Source organism: Flavobacterium macrobrachii (assembly GCF_014486675.1).
In the GTDB taxonomy this organism is placed as follows: Bacteria; Bacteroidota; Bacteroidia; order Flavobacteriales; family Flavobacteriaceae; genus Flavobacterium; species Flavobacterium macrobrachii.
In genome coordinates, this window is sequence record NZ_JACTAC010000007.1 from 1 (window position 1) to 24,158 (window position 24,158).

The window sequence follows — 24,158 nt, forward strand, 5'->3', positions numbered from 1 at the left end:
AATCTAATTCAAACAATTAGAACTTTCCATTACTAAATGGAGCAATTAAAAATACAACAGGAGGAACAGCTCCATCAAATAATTCAAATTGATATGAAGATAATATATTTAAAAATAGCTATGTTAATTATTTTTTTAGCAATTATGGTTCCTATTGGTAAAATAACTGCACCAAACGGAGGTATCTTATTAGTTATGATATTACAAATTTTCGAATATTTTCCTAAAGATGGACTAAAATTAAATATAGACTATAATACCATAATAGCTGTATTTGTTATAGTTAGTTTTGTGTTTGTGTTTATAGAAAAAAAAATGCAAATTCTCATTTGCATCATAATTCAGTATTTATATTTACTTTACATCTTTAAAATAATATTTTTAAGTTATTGGTATTTTACAATTCCCACAACAATTTACTTAATCTTAAGTTTAGTTTTGATATATTTCCTATTCTTTAAGAAAGAACTTAAAGATAAAACAGCTAAATAATTAATACTTTTATTTATATCAACCAAAGTTTTATAAAACTTTGGTTGATATCTTAAAATACAATGTTAGTGATGCTGACGAAGGAAGCATCTCATTTGGATTATTAGTATCTGTAGTGAAAACAAAACACAAGAAAAATATCGCTATTAAATTTTAATTTTTTAGCTTTGGATAACTTAGAAAATACTTATTTATACGCAGATACAATCAAATTGTTCTTATTACTTTTAAAAAAGTTTAGTGCCAACCAAAAACCAATTTATTTTATGAAGCAACACATTAAAAAAATCCAATTTCTAGTAATTGCCCTTTTCACAATTATGCTGAGTAGTTGTAGTGATGATTTGTATCATCAAGGTTCAAAACCAGTAACAAAAAACAAAACAGTTTCCATTGAAGAATTCAAAAGAAATACCGGATTACACAATTTTAGTAAAACCTTTAAAATTCCAAAAGATAATACTATTGCATATCGAAATGCAGATGGAAGTTATGAGTTGAGTGATTTTGACATCAATTTTGACTACATAAAACAAGTTGTAGTAGAAAACAAAATAAGTTATACTTTCAATATTGTACCTAAAATTGTAACCAGTAAAAGTATCTTCAACCTCGTTGTTTATAACCATGATGGCAATTGGGAAACATCGATTATTGAATTAATTCCCACTGATGAAAACTTTGACAAACTTCTAGCAGGTATTGATAATGAATTTGAAGGCAGTATTAGACAAGTTTATGCGTCAAGAGTGCAACAAGACTGCAATATTATTGCCTACAACGTAGTTAGATGTATCGATCCTAACTCAGTGAAATGTAGAATTGAGTGCGACAAATGCGCAGATTGCTTAAAATTAATTTTTTTTGCAGTCTGTAATGGAAATGATATTGTTCAACCACTTTACGTACTTCCCGGAAGTAGTGGCGGAGGTAGTATTGGCTCAGGAAGCGGATTAAGTGATCCTAGTGGTTACATTTTTGACCCAAATATGTATGAACTAGGAAGTAAAAAATACCAACAAGCAAAAAACGCAGCTGAATTTTGGCATGGATTGTCTGTAAGCCAGCAACAATGGGCAACTGAAAATGAGTCGAATAAAGAAACTTATAGAGATATTATTGCTTATATCAATAGACCTGAAAATATAAATAATACTGTTGTAAGGAATTTTGGTAGAGAAATACTAGTTCAAATGCTTTTAAACCCTGAATTAAAACTAGATATAAATGCTTCTGCAAAATCTCCAGCATTTGTTGATATGAGTTCAATAGATGCTTCTACGCCAGAAGGCGCAAAGTTTAATTTAGTATATGAAGAATTAATGAAATCACCTAAATTTAAAGAACTATTCATAGATTTATTTCAAAATAATGATAGATTTAACGTTAAATTTAAAATTGGAGCTGTGCCCAACGGTGCAAATGGAAATACAGATACTGACCTTGAAAACCCAACACTTAACCTAATAACTATTTCACCACAATATTTATTAAGCAAAAATAAAATGGAAATAGCAAAAACCATTATTCATGAATGTATTCATGCTTATTTGAATGTAAAGCTATGCGATGCAGGACAAGGAATGAGCATTTCTAATCTAAACAATATGGATTTTTACAATGTCGTAAACCAGCAATACAACGGATTTAATGGTGGACAAAACCAGCACAACTTTATTTATAACTACATGATACCAACTATGGTTACGATACTTTCAGAAGTTAAGGATTCGTTGGTTACGCCAGCAGATAATGCAACAATGTTAGGGTTGTCCATGCATATACCACATAATAATTCTCCGGCAACACCATTTGTTTGGAATGATTATTATCATAATCTGTCATTGAATGGTTTACAAAATTGTAATTTCTTTCAAAATGAAATAGGTATTTTTGACAATCAAGGAAATGTAATATCAATTATTAATCAAACTTTGATGCAAAGTTATAATCAATACAATTATTATGGACATTTATACTTACATTAAAAAAATCTTATTATCAATTATAATCATTGCTCCATCATTTTGTAATGCACAACAAGAAGAATTAAAAATATTAAATAAGAGTGATACAATATATATAGTAATTAACAAAAAAGATAAAATCACCAGAGCTTCTAATAATTTAATCAATAAAGATAATTTTAATTATATTTTATGGTTTGAATTAGAAACATTACCTGAACAAAGTATTTTTCTATCGAATCATTATTCATTTGCATCTAACAAAAAAGTTTGTAAAAGTTTTTTAGAAGAAAACAAAGAAAATATTGTTGAGTTCAAATTTTTAAATACACTTGGATACGAAGCTTCTTATAAACTACTAATAAGCAAAAAACAACTATATATTATAGATAAAGAAGAAACAGGGTGGTTTAAAATTAAATTAAGAGAAGTAAAAATAGCAGACAAAAAAACACTAATTAGTGTAGAATAATTAGATAAATCTATTATGGCAAAAATAAGAAGATTTTTTTCGTTATTATTATATATCAGTTTATAATACAATATTTAACCAATAAAATATGAAAATTATAACATCATTCTTTCTAGTCTTTTTTTGTACTTCCGTTTTGGCTCAATATGATGTCAATAGTTTTGTGATTTCTAAGTTTGAAAAAGAAAATGATAATGCGAAAGTTACCAATGAGCTCTTTGATTTAAATCAATCGGATACATTATTGAGTTTAAACAACTATAAATTCATCAAATTAAATAACAAAAGTGTAACATTATATAAAACAAAACAAAATCAAATAATCTTAAAAAAGGAGTACAACCGAAAAGAATTAAATAAAAAATTAAATTTTAATTTTTTATTTAATTTGAATCCAGTTGAATTAACTATCAACGAAGTAGATGGAAAAAAAATTGAAGTTAATGATGGTTCAGAATATAGCATAAAAGTTTTTAAAAAAAATAAATATTTAGAATTTCTAAATTATGCTCCAGATGTTTATATTGAAAATAAATATCCATTCTTTGAAAAAAGAAAGTTTTTTTTGGATTGCTATATTTCATTGGATTCTTTGTTTTTTGATGATTTATTTTTAAAAGTCCAAAATGCAGAAGAGGTTTTTATAAAATTTGAAGATACTGAGTATACTTCAAAAAAAGTCTTAAAAAATAAAAATATTCTTGACGGAAAAGAAATTTATTATATTAATGAAATGGTTTTTTCAACCATCAATGAAACTACTGAAAAAATCAATTCAAAAATGATTAATCAAAAGATAGTTATTGATTATGATTTTTTAAACCAATATTTTCCACAAGAATTAAAAAAATTACTTAAAGAAAATGGAAAAAAAATATTCATGATTGAAAAATGCAAAAAGTCAAAAAAGAGAGTCATTATTAGTCAAGTTAAACTCAATTATTAGTACCAACTAGTGCGAGCGTCACGCTCGTACCCACAAACAAATTAAACTTACTACAAAACAACTCCGCAAAATCGCTATTGACTTTGCGGAGTTTTTTTATAATAAAATAGTCGTCTTATAAAACCTATAAAAAATTAACATTTTTTTAGCTATTAAACCTACAATAAGCTAAATCTTTTTACGTTTTAAATACAATAACTTTAAAAAATAAAAAATTATGGAAACCGTAAAAAGAAATTACAACACCAAAGATGTTGACATGCTAGTAACCATCGAAACAATCATCGACTCTGCCATTGCAAACAAAGAATTCCTTCAATCAAAACGTTCCACTTGGGTAGATCCATTCTTCCAAGACCTAAAACAACAAATAAATCAAGTCGGACAAGATTACCTTGGACAAGACAACGCTAAACAACTTCGCCTTGCTACACAAACTGTTCTAGAAATAATGCAACCAGCACTCAAAGACCTAACCGAAGTAAAAATCCAAATCGAACAAGATTTCAAAAACACACCATCGCGTCGCAGCGAAATACTAAACCAACTTGGCTATACAAACCATTTCAAACAAGCACAGAAAAAAGACCAAGAAGCACTAATAAACCTACTCTATCAATTCAAAACCAACCTAACAGCAGAATTAAAAGAAGAAATCGCAGACAAAGGAACAAACCTAGAAACACTAGAAACCATAAAATCATATGCCGAAACACTCAAAAACGCCGATGTCTCTCAAGAAGGTTTCAAAAGCACAAGACCAGAACTAACCGCCGAAGCAATAACAGCACTTAATGAAGTCTATGACAAAGCAATAAGCATTTCAAAAATTGCCTCAAACTTTCTAAAAGACAACAAAGCAAAAAAAGAACAATTCAGTTTCAATAAAGTATCAAAAAAATTAAACCTAATAAAAAACACAAACCAAAATCCATAATCAAAACTGTGTTAATCTCTAGCTAAAAACAATTTGTGACCCGAGACCATAGGTCGAATTAACGAAGTAAAATTTGTGTAATTTGTGGCTATAAAAAACTTCGCGAAACTCTGTGAAACAAAACAGCAAAACTGCTATCTCAACCATCAGATAGCAGTTTTTTTATAGCAATTCATTTCATGCCTTTAGCAGAACATTTTGTGCCTTTAGCAACTCATTTATATCTTTTAGCAGAAGGTTTTCACGTTTTAGTAATGCATTTCCACCTTTTAGCAACTCATTTTGTGCCTTTAGCAGCTCATTTTATAACTTTAGCAAGACCTTTTATGCCTTTAGTAATTCATTTGTATCCTTTAGCAGAAGGTTTTCACGCTTTAGCAATTCATTTATATCTTTTAGCAGTTTATTTTGTGCCTCTAGCAACTCATTTTACACCTTTAGAAATTTTAAACACCTCATCCTCAAAAAAAACATACAAAACCTTTTTTTAACCCTACTTTTTATATTTTTGCACCATTATGGCAAAACAAGAAGATTTATTTAAGAATGTAGTTTCGCACGCAAAAGAATACGGATTTATTTTTCCGTCAAGCGAAATCTATGATGGTTTAAGCGCAGTTTACGACTACGCACAAAACGGTGTCGAACTAAAGAAAAACATCCGCGAATACTGGTGGAAAGCGATGGTGCAAATGCACGAAAACATAGTTGGGCTAGATGCTGCAATCTTGATGCATCCAACCACTTGGAAAGCTTCTGGTCACGTAGATGCGTTCAACGATCCGTTAATTGACAACAAAGACAGTAAAAAAAGATACAGAGCTGACGTTCTTGTTGAAGAACATCGCGAAAAAATCAATGTTAAAATCAACGCCGAAATAGAAAAAGCCCAAAAAAGATTTGGTGATGCTTTTGACGAAAAACAATTTAGAGAGACAAATCCTAATGTTGTTAGACGCCAAAATCAAATAGATGAGATATCAACTCGTTTAGCTCAAGTACAAGCCGATGGTGATTTGGAAGGATTTAGACAATTGATTGTTGACTTAGGAATTGTATGTCCTGTTTCTGGCACGACCAATTGGACAGAAGTAAAACAATTCAACCTAATGTTTGGTACAAAACTCGGAGCTTCTGCCGAAAATGCGATGGATTTATACCTTCGTCCAGAAACCGCACAAGGAATTTTTGTTAATTTCTTAAACGTACAAAAAACGGGTAGAATGAAAATTCCGTTTGGAATTGCACAAACCGGTAAAGCATTCCGTAACGAAATCGTAGCAAGACAATTCATTTTCCGTATGCGTGAATTTGAACAAATGGAAATGCAATTCTTTGTAAAACCAGGCGAAGAAATGAAATGGTACGAATACTGGAAAACAACTCGTTTAAACTGGCATTTGTCATTAGGTTTAGGCAAGCAAAACTATCGTTTCCACGACCACGAAAAATTAGCACATTATGCTAACGCAGCAGCTGATATTGAGTTTAATTTCCCTTTTGGTTTCAAAGAATTAGAAGGAATTCACTCAAGAACCGATTTCGATTTAAAAGCACACGAACAATATTCAGGCAAAAAACTACAGTATTTCGACAACGAAACCAATTCGAATTATGTTCCTTACGTAGTGGAAACTTCGGTTGGATTGGACAGAATGTTCTTGGCGGTTTTTGCGACATCATTAAAAGAAGAAACACTAGAAGATGGTTCAACAAGAACAGTTCTAGCTTTGCCATCGGTTTTAGCACCAACCAAAGCAGCCGTTTTACCATTAGTTAAAAAAGACGGTTTGCCAGAAGTGGCTCAAAGCATCATCGACGATTTAAAATGGGATTTCAATGTAGCTTATGATGAAAAAGATGCTGTTGGAAGACGTTACCGTCGTCAAGATGCATTAGGAACACCTTTCTGCATCACGGTTGATCACCAAACACTTGAAGATAAAACAGTAACTATTCGTCATAGAGATTCTATGAAGCAAGATAGAGTTGCTATTTCAGAATTAAGAAATATCATTAACAACGAAGTTTCGGTTAGAAACTGGTTAATGAAAATGTAATTCATGTATTAATTTCTTACGAAAAGGCTTCTCAATTTGGGAAGCTTTTTTTGTTATAACACGATTTAAAAAATGTTTTTTTTAACGTTTTTTAACAGTTAAATAACTTAAACGACAATTTAAGTTAATCATCGTTTTTATTTTTAACAAAGATATTTATAATTCATCTTTACATCCCGTTTGGAAATAAACTTCCAAACTTTGGTCCCCAAAACCTATCCAAAACCTAATACTATTAATGTTTTCTAAAATAAAGTTTGGAAAAACATTAATGAAGCATAAATACATAATTGTTGACGACAACCACGAAAGCATCTTGAAAACGCAAGCAAACGCTATGCGATTTGAGAATTTGACTTTTGTTGGCTATGCAAATAATTATGACGATGCGCTAAACTTAATTTTAGAACAACAACCAAGTTTAGTTTTCCTAGAAATCAATCCTGAGAAAAAAGAAAGCAATCTTTCCTTAGCATTAATCAACGAATTGTATCGCTATTTAACCGTAGTTCCAAAAATTATTGTGATAACCAGTTCACAAGAAATGATTTTTAAAGCAATGGAATTTGGCGTTGCCGATTATTTGATAAAACCACTAAACATCAATGATTTTAGAAAATCAATACTAAAATTTGAAAAGTCAATAACTGCTAATAGTGTAGTTATTCCAACTCAAAATGTAGTTTCAGTAGCACAAAATGTAGTAGAAACTGTTTTAACAAATGAAACTCAAATCGAAATTCCTTCAGAAGAAAAACCAGTAGAAGAATTAGAAACAACTATTGAAGAAGAAGAAGAAGAAATTGCAGAACATTTTGTATCCGATGATGAAAGTGTTTTTGAAGAAAATCTTGTAATTGATGAAGAAGAAATTCAAACGGAAACCGAAGAAACTTTAGAAGAAATCACAACCAATATTACTGAAGAAGTTCTGGAAGAAAATGCTGAAACTACTGAAATTGAAGAAAACAATCAAGAAACTGAAACTGTAGAAGAAGAGCAAGACGAAGAAGTTACAACAGAAGAACAAGAGCAACAAGACAAAGAAGTTCAGATTTTAGAAGCTAAAAAAATAATCGTTCAACATGAACAACCTTTAATTATTTGCGTTAAATCTTATGGTGATTATCGTTACATCGATTCGAGAGATGTTCTTTACCTTGAAGCTGATAATAATTCAACCGACATTCATTTAAAAGATGGTGAAATGGTTACGGCATTTAAAACGTTGAAACATTTTGAAAACGTTTTACCAACCAATCAATTTTTGAGAATTCACAACAGTTATATTATTAGTATAAATCACGTTTCTAGAATTCACACTGGTAATTCAGTTTGTTTTATAAAAAACTCTACTATCAAACTTCCTTTCTCTAAATCTTATAGAGATAATGTAGAATTAATAATTCACAATATTGCTTCTGGAAACTACTTAGAAATATAATTCTCCTGAAAAACATTTTGTTATTCAACAACATTTTTCAAAACCTTATTTAAAACTCTACCCAAAATAAATCAAAACTTAAACTTGATTTATTCTAATCATTCTATTCAACTATTTTCAACAACTTTATTTAGCAAGTTTCAATAGTAAAAAGGGCTTAAAATTTTAGTAAGCATTCTCAAACGATTCTCAAAAACCACTTTAGATTCGATTTAAGACCACTTTATTTTTTAAACTCCCGATACTCGACAACAAAAAAATCGAGTCAGAAACACACGAAAAAACACCTATACGAGTCAAATTTTGATACAAAAAAGAAAAAACTCAAAAACCATTCACTCGTATTTGGATATCATTCACTATCAAACGAGTGTATTCTACCATAAACACCTGATTTCATAAGGCTTAAGAAGCATATCCTTTTTAGTTTTACATCGTGAAAGTGTCCTACTTGCCTCAAATCGATTAACAAGGAACACACTGAAACAGAAAGTTAAACACAAACTATAAAGTCTCAAATTATGAAAAAATTAGTATCAACATTCGGATTATTAGCATTATTGTTAGTAGTTACGTCATTCACAACTCCAATTGAATCAGGTGGAAAAAAACCAGTTGTTCCTGAATTCGCTTCTGGTGGAAAAAAACCAGTTGTTCCTGAATTTACATCTGGTGGAAAAAAACCAGTTGTTCCTGAATTTACTTCTGGTGGAAAGAAACCAGTTGTTCCAGAATATACATCTGGCGGAAAGAAACCAGTTGTTCCTGAGTGGTAAAATACTATTCTATTTAACATATATATTCAAAGCCATCTTTTTAAGGTGGCTTTTTTAATTGTCTTTTACTATATTTGAGAAATATTTTTTGCTTTGAAAAACTATTTCTATTTTTTATTCTTTTTTCTTATACCTTTTGGTTGTGATAACACCAAAGGAAACAAACTAGTTGAAAAAAGTACAAATGATAGCTCGTCTATTTATTTAGACAAAGCACAAAAGAAAAACATAAAGCAATCTGAAAAATTAAAATACTACAAAAAATCTTTCTCTATTCTAAAAAACCAAACAAACGATTCTATCACTAGAAGTAAATTGTTTGAATTGACCAAAGAATTATATAAAAATAATTTTTCTGAAGATTTTTTGGAATCTGCTAATTTATTAACCACACTATCTACAAAAGCAAAAGACAGTTTTTATTTAGCACAGATACACAGAAGCAAAGGAAATTATTATAAAAATCTTCCAAATTATGACAGTTCGTTTATTCATTATACGGAAGCTGAAAAAATCTTAAAAAAAATAAAAAACAACGATGGCCTGTCGTTAGTCTTAATAAATAGAAGTTTAATACAATTTGACACTGGTGATTATACTGGCGCTGATAAAGCATTAAACAGTGCTTATTTAATTTCAAAAAAGAATAATGAAATTGCTAGCCTATATGCTATTTCTGTGATGATGGGTTTAACATCAATGGAAACCAAAGATTTTGACAAAGCAATAAAATACTTCAACAACGGATTAGAAATTATTAAAAACAACAACAATTTATTAGGTGAATTCAATAAAGAAACCTGTCTAAACAACATTGGTTTGTCTTATCAAAAAAAAGAAGATTATAAAAAATCAATAGATTTTTTTAAAACCGCATTAAAAAACAAATCTATTAAAAGTGAAGATCCTGAACTCTACAGTTTACTAATCGACAATCTAGGCTATTCGTATTTAAAAACAGGGAATTTAGATGAAGCGTTAAAGCTTTTCTTAGAATCCTTAAAAATTAGAGAAGAATTAAAATATTACAACTTAATTGTACTAAGTAAAGTACATCTTTCTGAATATTATCGACAAATAAAAGATACATCGAACGCAAAAAAAGAAATAACAGAAGCTTTATTTATAGCCAAAAAGAAAAAAACGCATAGAGATTATATCGCCGCACTTAAACAAGCATCAATTATTGACGTTCAAAACGCTTCCACTTATTCTAAAGAATATATTCGATTAAGCGATAGCATTCGAAATGTTGAAATTTTATCCCAGGAAAAATTTGCACGTATCCAGCTTGAAACCGACGAAATTATTAAAGAAAAAGATATTTTAGAAGACAAAAACAGAAGTCTTTTATATACTTTTATTGGCGTAGTTTTTTTATTATCGATGCTATTTGTTGTTAGAGCACAACGCGCGAGAACCAAAGAATTAATGTTCAAGCAAGCACAACAAAGAGCTAACGAAGAAATATACAATCTATTAATGGCGCAACAAGATGTCATTGATCAAAGTAGAGAAATTGAAAAAAAGAAAATTGCCCGCGATCTTCACGATGGAATTTTAAGCCGAATGTTTGGCGCAAGACTAAATCTAGATAGTATCAATCATTTGGACGATCCAGAATCTGTGAAGAAAAGATTAGAATATTTGAATGAGTTAAAAGAAATCGAACAAGACATTCGTGAAATTTCGCATGACCTTAGCCGTGAAAAACAAGATTTAATTAATAACTTTGTTTCCATTACAACCAATTTATTTGAAGAACAAACTGCAACTCACTCGGCAAAGCTGACTTATTTTATGGACAGTTCAATCAAATGGGATTTAGTTAAAAATAATATTAAAATAAACGTTTTCAGAATTTTACAAGAAGGTTTACAAAACATCAACAAGTATGCAAAAGCCAATACCATTACTGTAAACTTTAGAAAAGAAAACAACGAATTACACATTTCTATCGAAGATGATGGAATTGGATTTGACGTATCTAAGAAAAGTAAAGGAATTGGAATGCAAAATATGATTTCACGTGCCATTGATTGCAACGGAAAGCTAGACATCAATTCAAGTAAAGAAAACGGCACAAAAATCACTCTTAATATACCTTTAGAATAAAAAAATATGGACAGCAAAAATCCCGTTAACGTATTAATCGTAGATGATCATCCGTTTATTATTCAAGCATATAAAAACGCATTGAATAAATACAGCGAACAAGGTATAGAATTCATTGTAACCCAAGCAAATGATTGTAAAACAGGTTATGAGTTAATTACTGACGAAAACAACGACTTTCATTTAGCAATGTTCGATGTCAGTATGCCCGAATATGCCGAAAAAAACATTCATTCTGGTGAAGATTTAGCAAAGCTAATGACCGAAAGAATGCCTGAATGCCGAATTATTCTGCTAACGATGCACGTTGAATTTGACAAAATAAATTCCATCATCAAAAACGTAAATCCAAACGGATTGGTTATTAAAAACGACATTACTTTCAACGAATTGATTTTTGCTTTAGACAAAATTCTAAAAAACGAGAAATATTACAGCCAAACTGTTGTAACGATGTTTGGACAATCAGATTTTAATATTTTAGAACTTGATTCGCTCGACAAACAAATTTTAGTTCATCTTTCTAACGGATTTGAATCACAACAAATCACGCGACACGTTCCGCTAAAAGTTGACATTATCGAGTTTAGAATTGAGCGTTTAAAAGAACTTTTCAATATAAAAGGCGCGACTCACATCGAATTAGTAAAATTAGCCCGATTAAGAGGAATTATTTAGATTGCTGAAAATCTATTCTTCCAAAGCATTCCAACCACGAGCTTTCAGTGGAATTTTGGTATTTGCTCTCGTAATTAAATGCGAACTTTCCTCTTCTTTTACAATATGACCAACAACCGTAAAATTTGGATTGGCTTTTATTTTATCAAAATCATCCAAAGCAATGGTAAACAATAATTCGTAATCTTCGCCGCCATTAATTGCAATCGTAGTAGAATCGATATTAAATTCTTCGCAAACATTGATAAACTGCGGATCAACTGGAATTTTTTCTTCGTATAGATTACACCCAACTTTACTTTGCTTACAAATATGAAGTATTTCAGATGACAATCCGTCCGAAACATCAATCATCGACGTTGGTTTTACATTTAATTGCTCCAAAAGTTCTCTGATATCTGTTCGAGCTTCGGGTTTTAACTGACGTTCAATCAAATAAGTATACGCATCTAAATCAGGTTGATTATTTGGATTTACTTGAAAAACTTGCTTTTCACGTTCCAAAACCTGCAAACCCATATAAGCCGAACCTAAATCTCCAGTTACAATCAACAAATCGCCTTCTTTTGCACCATTTCTGTACACAATTTCATCTTCATTAGCTTCGCCAATTGCTGTAATCGAAATAATCAAACCTTTTTGAGACGAAGTTGTATCGCCACCAATAACATCGATATTATATACTTTTGCCGCCAAAGTTATTCCGTCAAAAAGTTCCTCTAAAGCTTCCAACGGAAAACGATTAGAAACCGCAACAGAAACGGTTATCTGAGTTGGTTTAGCATTCATTGCACAAATATCAGAAAGATTGACTACTACTGCTTTGTAACCCAAATGTCGCAACGGCATATACGCCAAATCAAAATGAACTCCTTCAATTAATAAATCCGTAGAAACGACTGCTTTTTTTGTTCCAAAATCCAAAACAGCAGCATCATCACCAATACTTTTTAGTGTTGAGGCGTTTTTTACATCAAAATTTTTAGTTAAATGATCAATCAATCCAAATTCGCCTAATTGTGACAATTGCGTTCGTTGCGGGGTTTTATCTTCTAGCATATTGTTTAATTTAAAAACAACAAAGGTACAAAGGATTTTTGGTACTAAAAATTTAATTAAAATTGGTCAATACTTGTTATATTTGGAAATAATGTAACTTTTTACACAAAACTGTAACCAATAGTGATAAATAATCTTTAAAAACATAAATACCAAAATATGAAACTTCAAATAGCCAACTTAACAAAAACGTATTCCAATGGCGTTAAAGCATTAGACAATCTCAATCTTGAAATAGGAACTGGAATGTTCGGACTCCTTGGTCCAAATGGTGCCGGAAAATCATCTTTAATGCGAACGATTGCTACCATACAAAAACCCGACTCAGGAAGTATTTCTTTTGATGAAATCAATGTTCTGGAAGATCAAAATGCATTGCGAAAAGTTCTAGGTTATTTGCCTCAAGAATTTGGTGTTTATCCTAATATGTCTGCGGAACGATTGTTGGACTATTTTGCGCAGTTAAAAGGAATTTCTTCTTCAAATGATAGAAAAGCTATTGTAAAACAAGTCCTTGAAGTAACCAATCTTTGGGAGGTTCGCAAAAAAAGCGTTAGCGGTTATTCTGGTGGAATGAAACAACGTTTTGGAATTGCACAATTGCTTTTAAACAATCCAAAACTGATTATTGTTGACGAACCAACCGCTGGTTTGGATCCAGCAGAAAGACACCGATTTTTGAATGTTTTACGTGAAATTGGTACCAATCACACTGTAATTTTTTCTACTCACATTGTGGATGACGTAAAAGAACTTTGTAATGATTTGGCAATTCTTAACGGTGGAAAAATATTGTATCGTGGAACTCCAACCGAAGCTACAAAAGAATTGGAAGGAAAAATTTGGATGCGAATTGTAGAACGCGACGAATTGGAAAAATTTGAGAAAGAATTCAATATTATTTCTTCAAATTACAACCAAGACAACACACTAAACATCAGAGTTTTTAGTGAAACTAAACCCGATGAAACTTTTGTTCAAGCAACGCCACATTTGGAAGATGTTTATTTTGTAACCTTAAAAAAAGATAACTAATTATGTTTTCTACCATATTTTCATTTGAATTTAAAAGATGGTTTAGAAACCTTTCTTTTTACATCTATTTTGCGGTTCTTTTCCTGTTTTCGTTTTTTATAATGGCCGGAGCTGTTGGTTATTTTGATAGTTTTACGGTTACAACCTCATCAAATACCATCGCAAATTCGCCATTAGCCATCAACGGAATGATTGCCGGAATGTCGCAATTGGTCTACTTTATTGTGCCAACAATCATTGGTGCAACGGTTTATCGGGATTTTAAATACAATATGCATACCGTATTATTTTCTTATCCGTTTAATAAGTTAAGCTATTTATTGAGCAAGTTTTTAAGCGGATTAACAATCACGATTATCATTACGTTTTCGGTAGGATTAGGATTTTTGTTTGCAACCGTTTTACCATTTGCCAATCAGGACATTTTAGGTCCAATCAATCTTTGGTCCTATTTTCAGGCTTATATCATTTTTGTTGTTCCGAACATCATTTTTGCTGGAGTAATCATTTTTGCATTGGTTACACTTACTCGAAATGTCTATATCGGATTTATATTTGTAATTGTTCTTTTTCTTATACAAGCGTTGATAAGCAATCTTACCAACAATATGGAAAATTTATATGCTGCAGCATTAATTGAACCTTTTGGTGGCGATGCTTTGAATTATGTTACCAAATATTGGACAAATGAAGAACAAAACACGCTCGATCTTCCTTTTGCGGATGTAATTGTTTACAACCGATTGATTTGGCTTGGTGTTTCGGCATTGATTTTTGTTGGCTTGTATTTTGCATTTTCATTTTCACATTCGCCAATAACTTTGGGAAAAAAGAAAAAAGCAGAACGCGTTGTAAAAAACAACTTTGGAAGTATTGTAAAAATCGATTTGCCAAAAGTAAAATACGATTATTCATTTTTACAAAACCTAAAAACTTCTTGGAATTTATCCGATTTTGAGTTTAAATCAATTACCAAAAACTGGGTTTTTATCTCGGTAATGGCAATTTTGATGCTTTTCATCATTATTTCTGGATTTACGCTAGGTCAAGAACTTTTTGGAACACTAACTTATCCTGTAACGTGGAAAGTAATTCAAGCGATTGGCGGAAATATTGACTTTTTTAGCAAAATATTGATTTATCTTTTTGCTGGAGTTTTATTGCAACAATCGGCAACCAGTAGAATGAATTTATTGGTAGATTCTACGCCAATTCCAAACTGGTCATTGCTTTTATCTAAGTTTTTAGCTTTGGTAAAAATGACGTTGTTGATTATGGTAATCGGAATAATTTCGTGTGTTTTGGTCCAAATTTATCATGGCTTTTATGATTTTGATTTCGCGCAATACATCAAAGAATTCTTTGGTTTTAGATTGATAATTTCTATTATATTAATCTTTTTTGCACTTTTTATTCAATCATTATTCAAAAATTACCTTGCTGGATTTTTTACCATATTAGTCATTCTAATTGCATGGAATTCTTTAGGTTTTATAGGAATTGAACAACCTTATTTCTTCTTTAACTCAGGTTCAGATTACAGTTATTCTGACATGAATGGCTTTGGAAACATCAACAATTTTATAGCGTATAAAATCTATTGGATGTTATTTGGATTTGTACTTTTTGGATTAACACTTTTGTTCTGGCGAAGAGGAATTTTATCAGGAATAAAAGAAAGAATGCGCAACGTATCTGCTCGATTTAAAGCACCAATCGCTATTCCAGTAATTGCATCTTTATTAGGATTTTTATTTTTAGGTTATAGCTTTTACAGAGAAAACACTAAGAAAGAAGTTTACTATTCTAGCCAAGAAAGAGAAGTTCAAAGTGCTGATTTTGAGAAAAAATATAAAAAATTCGAACATTATCCGCAACCTAGAATTGTTGACGTAAATGTAGCAATGGAAATTTTCCCAAAAGAACGAAACTACAAAGCAACGGTGAAATACATCATGGTCAACAAAACCAACAAACCGATTGATTCGTTGTTTATAAATTATGGCAAAAACCTAAAAGAAATCAAATTTGAAGCATCAAATAAATTGGTTTCCAATGATACTGTGATGGATTTTGACATTTATAAATTGGACAAACCATTGCAACCCAAAGACACTTTGAAAGTTTCGTTTATTGTTCAAAATGAAGAAAACTCATTCCTAAAAGATCGTTCACCGGTTATTGAAAATGGAACATTCTTGAACAATGGCATTTTCCCAAGTTTTGGTTATCCAGAATCGGTGGAACTTTTTGACAATGATGTACGAAAAAAATACAATCTGAAACCTAAAGAGCGAATGCCTTTACCAACAGACAGCATTGCAAGACAGAACACCTATATTTCCAACGAAGCCGATTGGATTACGTTTGAAACCATCGTTAGTACTTCGGATGATCAAACGGCAATTGCACCAGGATATTTACAAAAACAATGGAAAAAAGACGGTAGAAACTATTTTCATTACAAAATGGATCGACCAATGTTGAATTTCTATGCATTCAATTCAGGAAGATATGAAGTGAAAAGAGACAAATGGAACGATGTAAATCTTGAAATTTACTATCATAAAAACCATACATATAATTTAGACAGAATGATGGATGCGATGAAAAAATCGTTGGCTTATTATTCTGAAAATTTTAGTCCATATCAACACAAACAAGCTAGAATTATTGAGTTTCCAAACATGATGGGAACGTTTGCACAATCGTTTGCCAATACTATTCCTTTCTCTGAAGCCATTGGTTTTATTGCCAAAGTTGACGAAGAAAATCCTGATGCTGTAGATTATCCATTCTCGGTAGTTTCTCATGAAATTGCGCATCAATGGTGGGCACATCAAGTAATTGGTGCTAATGTTCAAGGTGCAACATTGCTTTCTGAAAGTTTATCCGAATACAGTTCGCTAAAAGTTTTAGAACATCAATATGGAAAACCTCAAATGAGACGATTCTTAAAAGATGCTTTGGATAACTATTTACAAGGTCGAACTTTTGAATGGAAAGAAGAAAAACCGCTGATGTATAACGAAAATCAACAATACATTCATTACAACAAAGGTTCGCTGGTTTTATATGCTTTAAGCGATTATATTGGCGAAAAAAACATGAACAATGCCTTGAAAAAATATGTTCAAAAAGTAGCGTTTCAAGAAGCACCATATACCAATTCTATCGAATTAGTAAACGAATTAAGAGCAGCAACGCCAGATAGCTTAAAATACATCATCAATGATATGTTTGAAACCATTACTTTATATGACAACAAAGTAACCAAAGCAACTTCTAAAAAATTACCTAACGGGAAATATGAAGTTACTATCGAATTTGATGTTAGCAAATACAAAGCCAATAAAGACGGAAAACGAATCTTTGCTGACCGAAACGGAAAAACATTGAAAGCAACCAAAAAAGGAAAAAAATATGCTACTGAATCATATCCGTTGAACGATTATATCGAAATTGGTGTCTTTACTGAAGAAACTATAAAAGGCAAAAAACGTGACAAAGAATTGCATTTGAAAAAAGTAAAAATCACCGGAATTGAAAATAAAGTCAAAGTTATTGTCAACGAAAAACCGCTCGAAGCCGGCGTTGATCCATATAATAAATTGATTGACACACAATCGGATGACAACCGAATGAAGATGTAAAAAACTAAAACAGCCGAGAAAATTCTCGGCTGTTTTTTTTTGCAAAAAACCCAACAACTTTCGTCATCGGGTTTTGTCTATATTCTTTTCTCTTTATTCTATTTTCCTCTTAATCATTCAACTTCAAAACAGCCATAAATGCTTCTTGCGGAATTTCTACGTTTCCAACTTGGCGCATTCTTTTTTTACCTTTTTTCTGTTTTTCAAGAAGCTTACGTTTACGAGAAATATCTCCACCATAACATTTTGCAGTAACGTCTTTACGCAATGCTTTGATGGTTTCACGTGCAATAATTTTAGCACCAATTGCCGCTTGAATAGGAATATCAAATTGCTGTCTTGGGATTAATTCACGTAGTTTTTCACACATTTTTTTACCAATGTTATACGCATTGTCTTCGTGTATCAAAGCCGAAAGCGCATCAACCGATTGTGCATTCAGTAAAACGTCTAATTTCACCAATTTGGAAGCTCTCATTCCAATTGGCGAGTAATCAAACGAGGCGTAACCTTTGGAAACCGTTTTTAATCGGTCGTAAAAATCGAATACAATTTCCGCCAAAGGCATATCAAAATTCAATTCTACTCTTTCGGTAGTCAAATAGGTTTGATTGGTTATGATTCCACGTTTTTCAATACACAAACTCATTACGTTACCCACAAAATCCGATTTGGTAATAATCGTTGCTTTGATATAAGGTTCTTCAACTCTATCTAATTTTGAAGGTTCAGGCAAATCCGATGGATTATTTACCACAATTGCGGTTTCTGGTTCTTTTTTAGTATAAGCCAAATAGGAAACGTTAGGAACAGTCGTGATAACGGTCATGTCAAATTCACGCTCCAATCGCTCTTGAATAATTTCCAAATGTAACATTCCAAGGAAACCACAACGGAAACCAAATCCAAGTGCGGCAGAACTTTCGGCCGCAAATACTAACGAAGCATCGTTCAACTGCAATTTTTCCATCGACGCACGCAAATCCTCAAAATCTTCGGTGTCAACCGGATAAATTCCGGCAAAAACCATTGGTTTTACGTTTTCAAAACCGGTAATCATATTGGTTGTTGGTGTTTTGGCATCAGTAATCGTATCACCTACTTTTACTTCTTTTGCTTCTTTAATTCCCGAAATCAAATAGCCAACATCACCTGTAGAAATTACATTTTTTGGTACTTGATTTAATTTTAAAGTTCCCACTTCATCGGCAAAATATTCGTTTCCGGTTGCCATGAATTTAATCTTTTGACCTTTTTTAATTTCACCGTTTTTCACACGGAAAATAACTTCAATGCCACGAAATGGATTATAATGCGAGTCAAAAATCAAAGCTTGTAAAGGTTCGTCAACATTTCCTTTTGGAGCCGGAACTTTTTCAATAATGGCTTCCAAAATTTTATCCACGCCAAAACCGGTTTTCCCCGAAGCGTGAATAATATCTTCCAATTTACATCCTAATAAATCAATGATATCATCGCTTACTTCTTCGGGATTCGCACTTGGTAAATCTACTTTGTTCAAAACCGGAATAATTTCCAAATCATTTTCTAAAGCCAAATACAAATTGGAAATCGTTTGAGCCTGAATACTTTGTGCGGCATCTACAATCAAAAGCGCACCTTCACAAGCCGCAATCGATCGTGAAACTTCATAACTAAAATCCACGTGTCCAGGTGTATCGATCAAATTCAGAATATATTTTTCACCTTTATAGGTATATTCCATTTGAATAGCATGACTTTTTATGGTAATTCCACGTTCACGTTCCAAATCCATGTTGTCAAGCAATTGTGCTTTTTCTTCACGAGCTGTAACGGTTTGTGTTGCACCAAGCAATCTATCGGCAAGCGTACTTTTTCCGTGATCAATATGTGCAATAATGCAAAAATTTCTAATGTGTTTCATGCTTCAAGTTCAATATCAAGTTCAATCCCGAAACTTCGGGGCAATAGCAATTAATTTGCAAATATAAGGTAAAAGTTTTGAAATTATTTTTTAAACCATTATGGAGTTAAGAAAAGTTAAGTCTTAATGCTTCTTAATCTCTTAATAGTTAAAAATTGTAAAATCAATTTTTTCTATCTTTGCAGAAAATTTCATCAAAATGCCCAAAATAGGCAACATAGAATTACCTGATTTTCCGCTATTACTTGCACCAATGGAAGACGTAAGCGATCCGCCATTTCGCAGGTTGTGTAAACTTCACGGTGCCGATTTAATGTACTCTGAATTTATTTCTTCAGAAGGATTGATTCGTGATGCAGTAAAAAGCAAACAAAAGTTAGATATTTTTGATTATGAACGACCAGTTGGCATCCAAATTTTTGGCGGCGATGAAGAAGCTATGGAAATGTCGTCTCGAATTGTAGATGCCGTTCAGCCCGATTTGGTAGATATTAATTTTGGTTGTCCTGTAAAAAAAGTGGTGTGCAAAGGCGCAGGCGCAGGCGTTTTGAAAGATGTAGATTTAATGGTTCGATTGACAAAAGCAGTTATTAAAGGAACAAATCTTCCTGTTACAGTAAAAACTCGTTTGGGTTGGGATGAAAATTCGATTAATATTGATGAGGTTGCCGAGCGTTTGCAAGATATTGGTGTGCAAGCCTTAACGGTTCATGCCCGAACACGAGCGCAAATGTATAAAGGTCATTCCGATTGGACACATATTGAACGCGTAAAAAACAATCCTAGAATTACGATGCCAATTTTTGGAAACGGCGATATCGATTCTCCAGAAAAAGCATTAGAATATAAAAATAAATTCGGTCTCGACGGAATGATGATTGGTCGTGCTGCGATTGGTTATCCATGGATTTTTAACGAAATCAAACATTATTTTGCCACAGGCGAACATCTTGCAAAACCAACGATTTCTGATAGAGTTGAAGCCGCAAGAAATCATTTAACTTGGTCTATGGATTGGAAAGGTGAACGCGTTGGAATTGTTGAAATGCGTCGTCATTACACCAATTATTTCAAAGGAATTTCTAACTTTAAAGAACATCGTTTAAAATTGGTAACACTTGAAAACCCTGAAGAGTTGTTTAAAGCTTTGGACGAAATTCAAGAAGTTTACGCTAATTATCAGGTATTTTAATCCAATAACTTCTTGGAAACACGACTACTTGCAATTAAACTTGCCAAAAATCCGAGGATAACTATTGTTAAAAAAACAATTACTACATTTTTAAATCCAAAAACTACTGGATAAGGTAAGGTTTGGGTAATCATAATCAGTTGGAATTTCTGTTGGATTAACACAATTATAATACCTAAAACCAATCCAAAAATTCCACCAAAAACGCTAAGCAACGTTCCTTGGAGCAGAAATATTTTCTTCAAATCTTGTATCTCAGAACCCAAATTGAACAACGTTTTCAAATTGGATTTTTTATCCAAAATCATCATAATCAAAGCGCCAATTAAATTGAAAAGCGCAATGATAATTACTAATGTAAAGATTAAATAGACCGCAATATTTTCGGTATTCAACATTTTATACAAAGTAGCATTCTGTTGTGCTCGGTTTCTTACTTCGGTTTTTCCTTCAAAAATGGTGTTTATTTGTTCAATAATTTTGCTTTCGTTACCATCAGGTTTTGTTTTGATTTCAATCCCCGAAACTTGGTTTGGTTTATATTCCAACAATTCTTGCGTTAAAGACAAATCACAAAAAACATATTTATTGTTTAAATCATCGCTAATATCATAAATCCCAACTGGAATCAACGCCGATTTATTAAAAGCTTCGGCTTCGCTTTCAATAACGCCTTTTCCTTTTTTGGGAACATAAACCTCAAACGGATTATTAAAGTCAAAAAGTCCAAGCGATAGTTTCTCGGAAATTCCATAACCAACAACTACTTGGTACGTATCTTTTAGCAACCATTGACCGTTAAAAAGATTATCGGCAACAAGATTGGTTTTGGTAAAATTTTCGTCAACACCTTTCAGGTAAGTTACTTGTTCTTTTCCATCAAAATAAAAAAGCACTCGTTCCTCAATCACTTTACTGTAAGAAACAACACCGTCAATTTTTTTAATTTCGTTCTCTTGATTTGCCGAAACATAAAACCATTTACCCGAAACAGGATTTACCTTTAAATCCGGATCAAAATCATTAGAAAAAGACAAACTAAAATCTCGCAAACCGCTAAAAACAGACAAAACCACAAACAAAGCCATCGTACCCACAATAATTCCTACCGAAGCAATTCCGGTAATTATATTGATAGCATTATTTTTACTCTTACTAAAAAGGTAGCGTTTGGCTATGTAAAGCGGAAAATTCAACTTAAAATTTCTTGCGTTTTTCTAAAAGTTCTCTATTTTCAATAGGATTTTCTTTGCCCGACAAAGCATTATCAATCTTTTCAATATAATCCAATGAATCATCAATATAAAAAGCCAAATTTGGAACTTTTCTCAACTGAAGTTTCACGCGCTGCGCCAAATCATGTTTAATCAACGGCGCATTGGTTTTCACCGCTTCCAGCAAATCCTTAGCTTTATCCTGTGGAAAAACACTCAAATATACCTTCGCAATAGATAAATCAGTCGTCACACTCACTTTTGAAACCGAAATTACCAAATTCGTAATTCCATTTTTACGCACTTCACCTTGCAGAATATCTACCAAATCCTTTTGAAGCACACTGCCAATTTTTTTCTGTCTATTCGTTTCCATCGTGCAAAAATACAATTTTAAAGTTTCATAATCTTTAGGAGCAAAACTTTTGGTAAATTTACAAACCATTTTCCCGCTTTCCGTTACAATAACTTTGTCAAAGTTTTCAACTTAAACAAAGTTGATTTCCACTACAATCGGGGCTAAATAAAAAACCATAGCCAATTTGTGAACTTTGTAAAAAACTTTGCGAACTTTGCGGTTAAAGAAAAAATCATGAGAAAAATAGAACATGTAGGAATAGCCGTAAAAAATTTGAAAACATCCAATTTGCTATTTGAAAAACTATTCGGAAATCCACCTTACAAGGAAGAAGAAGTTGCCAGCGAAGGTGTAAAAACTTCATTTTTCATGAACGGTCCAAACAAAATCGAACTCCTCGAAGCTACAAACGAAAACAGCCCAATAGCCAAGTTCATAGAAAAAAAGGGTGAAGGCATTCACCACATCGCTTTTGACGTAGAAGATATCATTTTAGAAATCGAACGATTAAAAAAAGAAGGTTTCACCATTTTAAACGAAATTCCAAAAAAAGGCGCAGACAATAAATTGGTTGCTTTCTTGCATCCTAAAGGCACAAATGGCGTTTTAATTGAACTTTGCCAAGAAATACAATAAAAATAGTTGCATCGAATAAAAAATAGTAGTAATATTGCAAACTCAAAACAGGTCCTATAGCTCAGTTGGTTAGAGCACCTGACTCATAATCAGGTGGTCCTTGGTTCGAGCCCAAGTGGGACCACAATCAAAAAACCTCAAAATTTGAGGTTTTTTGATTTAAAAAAAACCAGAATGCAAAAAAAAACGTTTATTGAAATTAAATAATGTTTTATTTTTTGATAAAATTTTAATTTCTTAACAAAAACAAATGTAATTGTAAATTAAATTTTCATCAATTTATTTTATAAAACTAATAATTTATTTTGACGATTAGATTTTTTTTATACTTTTACGGCCTATGAGAATTGTCCCTAAGAAATCAATATTTTGCTTTGTAGTATTTTTGCTACCTTGTTTCTGCGTTTTTGCAGCACCAAATCCACCTGCTCCTGGATTACCTCCGCCACCGCCAGGTACGCCAATAGACGGTTCAATATGGATTTTAACAATATCATCTTTAATATTTGGTTATTATAAATTAAGAAAAAATATAAGTTTAAGAAAAAAAGCTTCAAAATAATTTGAAGCTTTTTTATTTGTACAAAGAAGTTAACCTAGAGATGTACTTACCTATTACATCAAATTCTAAATTAATTTTAGTTCCAATTGTAAAATTTTTAAAATTTGTATGCTCAAAAGTATATGGAATTATTGCCACGCTAAATTCATCGTCTTTTGAATTCAAAACGGTTAAACTAACTCCATTTATCGTTATCGAACCTTTTTCTATTGTTATATTACTATTTTTTTTATCATATTTAAAAGTAAAATACCAACTTCCATTGGCTTCTTCAATAAAAATGCATTCACCGGTTTGATCTATATGACCTTGAACAATATGTCCGTCAAGTCTATCGCCTAATTTCATTGCTCGTTCAAGATTTACAATATCTCCAACTTTCCAATCGGATAAATTGGTTTTTATAATCGTTTCTTTAATTGCTGTAACTGTATATTCATCGTCTAAAATTGCTACAACTGTCAAACAAACACCATTGTGGGAAACACTTTGGTCAATTTTTAATTCATTGGTTATTGAAGAAGTTATTGTGATGTTGAGATTATCGCCTTCTTTTTGAATATCTTTTATAATTCCGAGTGTTTCAATAATTCCTGTAAACATTGTCTTTTATTTTACTAAATTTGCACCTCAAAATTAGCGATAAATAATTTGCC

Annotated in this window: 20 protein-coding genes and 1 tRNA gene; 16 read left to right on the forward strand and 5 right to left on the reverse strand. The window is 31.7% G+C overall.

Features of this window, described 5'->3' with window-relative positions; all coding sequences use genetic code 11:
* Nucleotides 1-36 precede the first annotated feature (36 nt).
* From IAI56_RS03005 to IAI56_RS03055, 11 genes are all read left to right on the forward strand, one after another.
* Nucleotides 37-492 carry a hypothetical protein gene (locus tag IAI56_RS03005; RefSeq protein ID WP_187656462.1) on the forward strand — a complete coding sequence of 152 codons (456 nt, stop codon included), beginning with the start codon at nt 37-39 and terminating at the stop codon, nt 490-492.
* Nucleotides 493-758: 266 nt separating this feature from the next.
* Nucleotides 759-2,480 (forward strand): SprT family zinc-dependent metalloprotease, encoded by a 1,722-nt coding sequence (locus IAI56_RS03010; RefSeq protein WP_187656463.1) that lies wholly within the window; start codon nt 759-761, stop codon nt 2,478-2,480.
* A complete protein-coding gene (locus tag IAI56_RS03015) occupies nt 2,458-2,931 on the forward strand; it encodes a hypothetical protein (protein WP_187656464.1) in 474 nt (157 codons plus the stop codon). The genes IAI56_RS03010 and IAI56_RS03015 overlap by 23 nt, the downstream gene beginning before the upstream one ends.
* 88 nt (nt 2,932-3,019) lie before the next feature.
* Entirely contained in the window at nt 3,020-3,877 is an 858-nt protein-coding gene (locus IAI56_RS03020; protein ID WP_187656465.1) for a hypothetical protein, read from the forward strand.
* Between the two features lie 217 nt (nt 3,878-4,094).
* Entirely contained in the window at nt 4,095-4,814 is a 720-nt protein-coding gene (locus IAI56_RS03025) for a hypothetical protein (RefSeq protein WP_187656466.1), read from the forward strand.
* A gap of 179 nt (nt 4,815-4,993) precedes the next feature.
* A complete protein-coding gene (locus IAI56_RS03030) occupies nt 4,994-5,305 on the forward strand; it encodes a hypothetical protein (RefSeq protein WP_187656467.1) in 312 nt (103 codons plus the stop codon).
* Between the two features lie 27 nt (nt 5,306-5,332).
* A complete protein-coding gene (locus IAI56_RS03035; RefSeq protein ID WP_187656468.1) occupies nt 5,333-6,874 on the forward strand; it encodes a glycine--tRNA ligase in 1,542 nt (513 codons plus the stop codon).
* 238 nt (nt 6,875-7,112) lie between these two features.
* Nucleotides 7,113-8,318: a LytR/AlgR family response regulator transcription factor gene (locus IAI56_RS03040; RefSeq protein ID WP_239106993.1), complete on the forward strand. Its 1,206-nt coding sequence runs from the start codon at nt 7,113-7,115 to the stop codon at nt 8,316-8,318.
* A 521-nt stretch (nt 8,319-8,839) separates the two neighbouring features.
* The gene (locus IAI56_RS03045; RefSeq protein WP_187656469.1) at nt 8,840-9,094 is read left to right on the forward strand and encodes a hypothetical protein; all 255 of its coding nucleotides are present in this window, start codon (nt 8,840-8,842) and stop codon (nt 9,092-9,094) included.
* Nucleotides 9,095-9,187: 93 nt separating this feature from the next.
* Nucleotides 9,188-11,209, forward strand: coding sequence for a tetratricopeptide repeat-containing sensor histidine kinase (locus tag IAI56_RS03050; RefSeq protein WP_187656470.1), 2,022 nt, complete (start codon nt 9,188-9,190; stop codon nt 11,207-11,209).
* Between the two features lie 6 nt (nt 11,210-11,215).
* Nucleotides 11,216-11,887: a response regulator gene (locus IAI56_RS03055; protein ID WP_187656471.1), complete on the forward strand. Its 672-nt coding sequence runs from the start codon at nt 11,216-11,218 to the stop codon at nt 11,885-11,887.
* A gap of 12 nt (nt 11,888-11,899) precedes the next feature.
* On the opposite strand, the gene thiL is transcribed toward IAI56_RS03055, so the two are convergent.
* Nucleotides 11,900-12,946 (reverse strand): thiamine-phosphate kinase, encoded by a 1,047-nt coding sequence (thiL, locus tag IAI56_RS03060; protein WP_187656472.1) that lies wholly within the window; start codon nt 12,944-12,946, stop codon nt 11,900-11,902.
* 159 nt (nt 12,947-13,105) lie between these two features.
* Between thiL and IAI56_RS03065 the strand changes: the two genes are divergently transcribed.
* The gene (locus tag IAI56_RS03065) at nt 13,106-13,981 is read left to right on the forward strand and encodes an ABC transporter ATP-binding protein (RefSeq protein WP_187656473.1); all 876 of its coding nucleotides are present in this window, start codon (nt 13,106-13,108) and stop codon (nt 13,979-13,981) included.
* A 2-nt stretch (nt 13,982-13,983) separates the two neighbouring features.
* Complete coding sequence (locus IAI56_RS03070) at nt 13,984-17,634, forward strand: ABC transporter permease/M1 family aminopeptidase (RefSeq protein ID WP_187656474.1); 3,651 nt, start codon at nt 13,984-13,986, stop codon at nt 17,632-17,634.
* A gap of 109 nt (nt 17,635-17,743) precedes the next feature.
* Here IAI56_RS03070 and lepA read toward each other — a convergent pair whose 3' ends face one another.
* Entirely contained in the window at nt 17,744-19,540 is a 1,797-nt protein-coding gene (gene lepA, locus IAI56_RS03075; protein WP_187656475.1) for a translation elongation factor 4, read from the reverse strand.
* Nucleotides 19,541-19,739: 199 nt separating this feature from the next.
* Here lepA and dusB point away from each other — a divergent pair, with 199 nt between their 5' ends.
* Nucleotides 19,740-20,732 carry a tRNA dihydrouridine synthase DusB gene (gene dusB, locus IAI56_RS03080; protein ID WP_187656476.1) on the forward strand — a complete coding sequence of 331 codons (993 nt, stop codon included), beginning with the start codon at nt 19,740-19,742 and terminating at the stop codon, nt 20,730-20,732.
* Here the strand turns inward: dusB and IAI56_RS03085 are convergent.
* Both IAI56_RS03085 and rbfA read right to left on the reverse strand, forming a co-directional pair.
* Entirely contained in the window at nt 20,729-21,928 is a 1,200-nt protein-coding gene (locus IAI56_RS03085; protein ID WP_187656477.1) for an ABC transporter permease, read from the reverse strand. The genes dusB and IAI56_RS03085 overlap by 4 nt on opposite strands.
* Nucleotide 21,929: 1 nt before the next feature.
* Entirely contained in the window at nt 21,930-22,322 is a 393-nt protein-coding gene (gene rbfA, locus IAI56_RS03090; RefSeq protein ID WP_169524600.1) for a 30S ribosome-binding factor RbfA, read from the reverse strand.
* A 216-nt stretch (nt 22,323-22,538) separates the two neighbouring features.
* Here rbfA and mce point away from each other — a divergent pair, with 216 nt between their 5' ends.
* Together mce and IAI56_RS03100 are read left to right on the forward strand one after the other, a co-directional pair.
* Nucleotides 22,539-22,940, forward strand: a complete 402-nt coding sequence (gene mce / locus IAI56_RS03095) for a methylmalonyl-CoA epimerase (protein ID WP_187656478.1) — start codon at nt 22,539-22,541, stop codon at nt 22,938-22,940.
* Between the two features lie 50 nt (nt 22,941-22,990).
* A tRNA-Ile gene (locus tag IAI56_RS03100) sits at nt 22,991-23,064 on the forward strand.
* A gap of 450 nt (nt 23,065-23,514) precedes the next feature.
* Here the strand turns inward: IAI56_RS03100 and IAI56_RS03105 are convergent.
* A complete protein-coding gene (locus tag IAI56_RS03105) occupies nt 23,515-24,105 on the reverse strand; it encodes a riboflavin synthase (protein WP_187656479.1) in 591 nt (196 codons plus the stop codon).
* Between the last annotated feature and the right edge of the window lie 53 nt (nt 24,106-24,158).

Coding starts and splice junctions, on each gene's coding strand:
- IAI56_RS03005 (WP_187656462.1), top strand. CDS start 37: ATGGAGCAATTAAAAATACAACAGGAGGAACAGCTCCATCAAATAATT.
- IAI56_RS03010 (WP_187656463.1), top strand. CDS start 759: ATGAAGCAACACATTAAAAAAATCCAATTTCTAGTAATTGCCCTTTTC.
- IAI56_RS03015 (WP_187656464.1), top strand. CDS start 2,458: ATGGACATTTATACTTACATTAAAAAAATCTTATTATCAATTATAATC.
- IAI56_RS03020 (WP_187656465.1), top strand. CDS start 3,020: ATGAAAATTATAACATCATTCTTTCTAGTCTTTTTTTGTACTTCCGTT.
- IAI56_RS03025 (WP_187656466.1), top strand. CDS start 4,095: ATGGAAACCGTAAAAAGAAATTACAACACCAAAGATGTTGACATGCTA.
- IAI56_RS03030 (WP_187656467.1), top strand. CDS start 4,994: ATGCCTTTAGCAGAACATTTTGTGCCTTTAGCAACTCATTTATATCTT.
- IAI56_RS03035 (WP_187656468.1), top strand. CDS start 5,333: ATGGCAAAACAAGAAGATTTATTTAAGAATGTAGTTTCGCACGCAAAA.
- IAI56_RS03040 (WP_239106993.1), top strand. CDS start 7,113: ATGTTTTCTAAAATAAAGTTTGGAAAAACATTAATGAAGCATAAATAC.
- IAI56_RS03045 (WP_187656469.1), top strand. CDS start 8,840: ATGAAAAAATTAGTATCAACATTCGGATTATTAGCATTATTGTTAGTA.
- IAI56_RS03055 (WP_187656471.1), top strand. CDS start 11,216: ATGGACAGCAAAAATCCCGTTAACGTATTAATCGTAGATGATCATCCG.
- thiL (WP_187656472.1), bottom strand. CDS start 12,946: ATGCTAGAAGATAAAACCCCGCAACGAACGCAATTGTCACAATTAGGC.
- IAI56_RS03065 (WP_187656473.1), top strand. CDS start 13,106: ATGAAACTTCAAATAGCCAACTTAACAAAAACGTATTCCAATGGCGTT.
- IAI56_RS03070 (WP_187656474.1), top strand. CDS start 13,984: ATGTTTTCTACCATATTTTCATTTGAATTTAAAAGATGGTTTAGAAAC.
- lepA (WP_187656475.1), bottom strand. CDS start 19,540: ATGAAACACATTAGAAATTTTTGCATTATTGCACATATTGATCACGGA.
- dusB (WP_187656476.1), top strand. CDS start 19,740: ATGCCCAAAATAGGCAACATAGAATTACCTGATTTTCCGCTATTACTT.
- rbfA (WP_169524600.1), bottom strand. CDS start 22,322: ATGGAAACGAATAGACAGAAAAAAATTGGCAGTGTGCTTCAAAAGGAT.
- mce (WP_187656478.1), top strand. CDS start 22,539: ATGAGAAAAATAGAACATGTAGGAATAGCCGTAAAAAATTTGAAAACA.
- IAI56_RS03105 (WP_187656479.1), bottom strand. CDS start 24,105: ATGTTTACAGGAATTATTGAAACACTCGGAATTATAAAAGATATTCAA.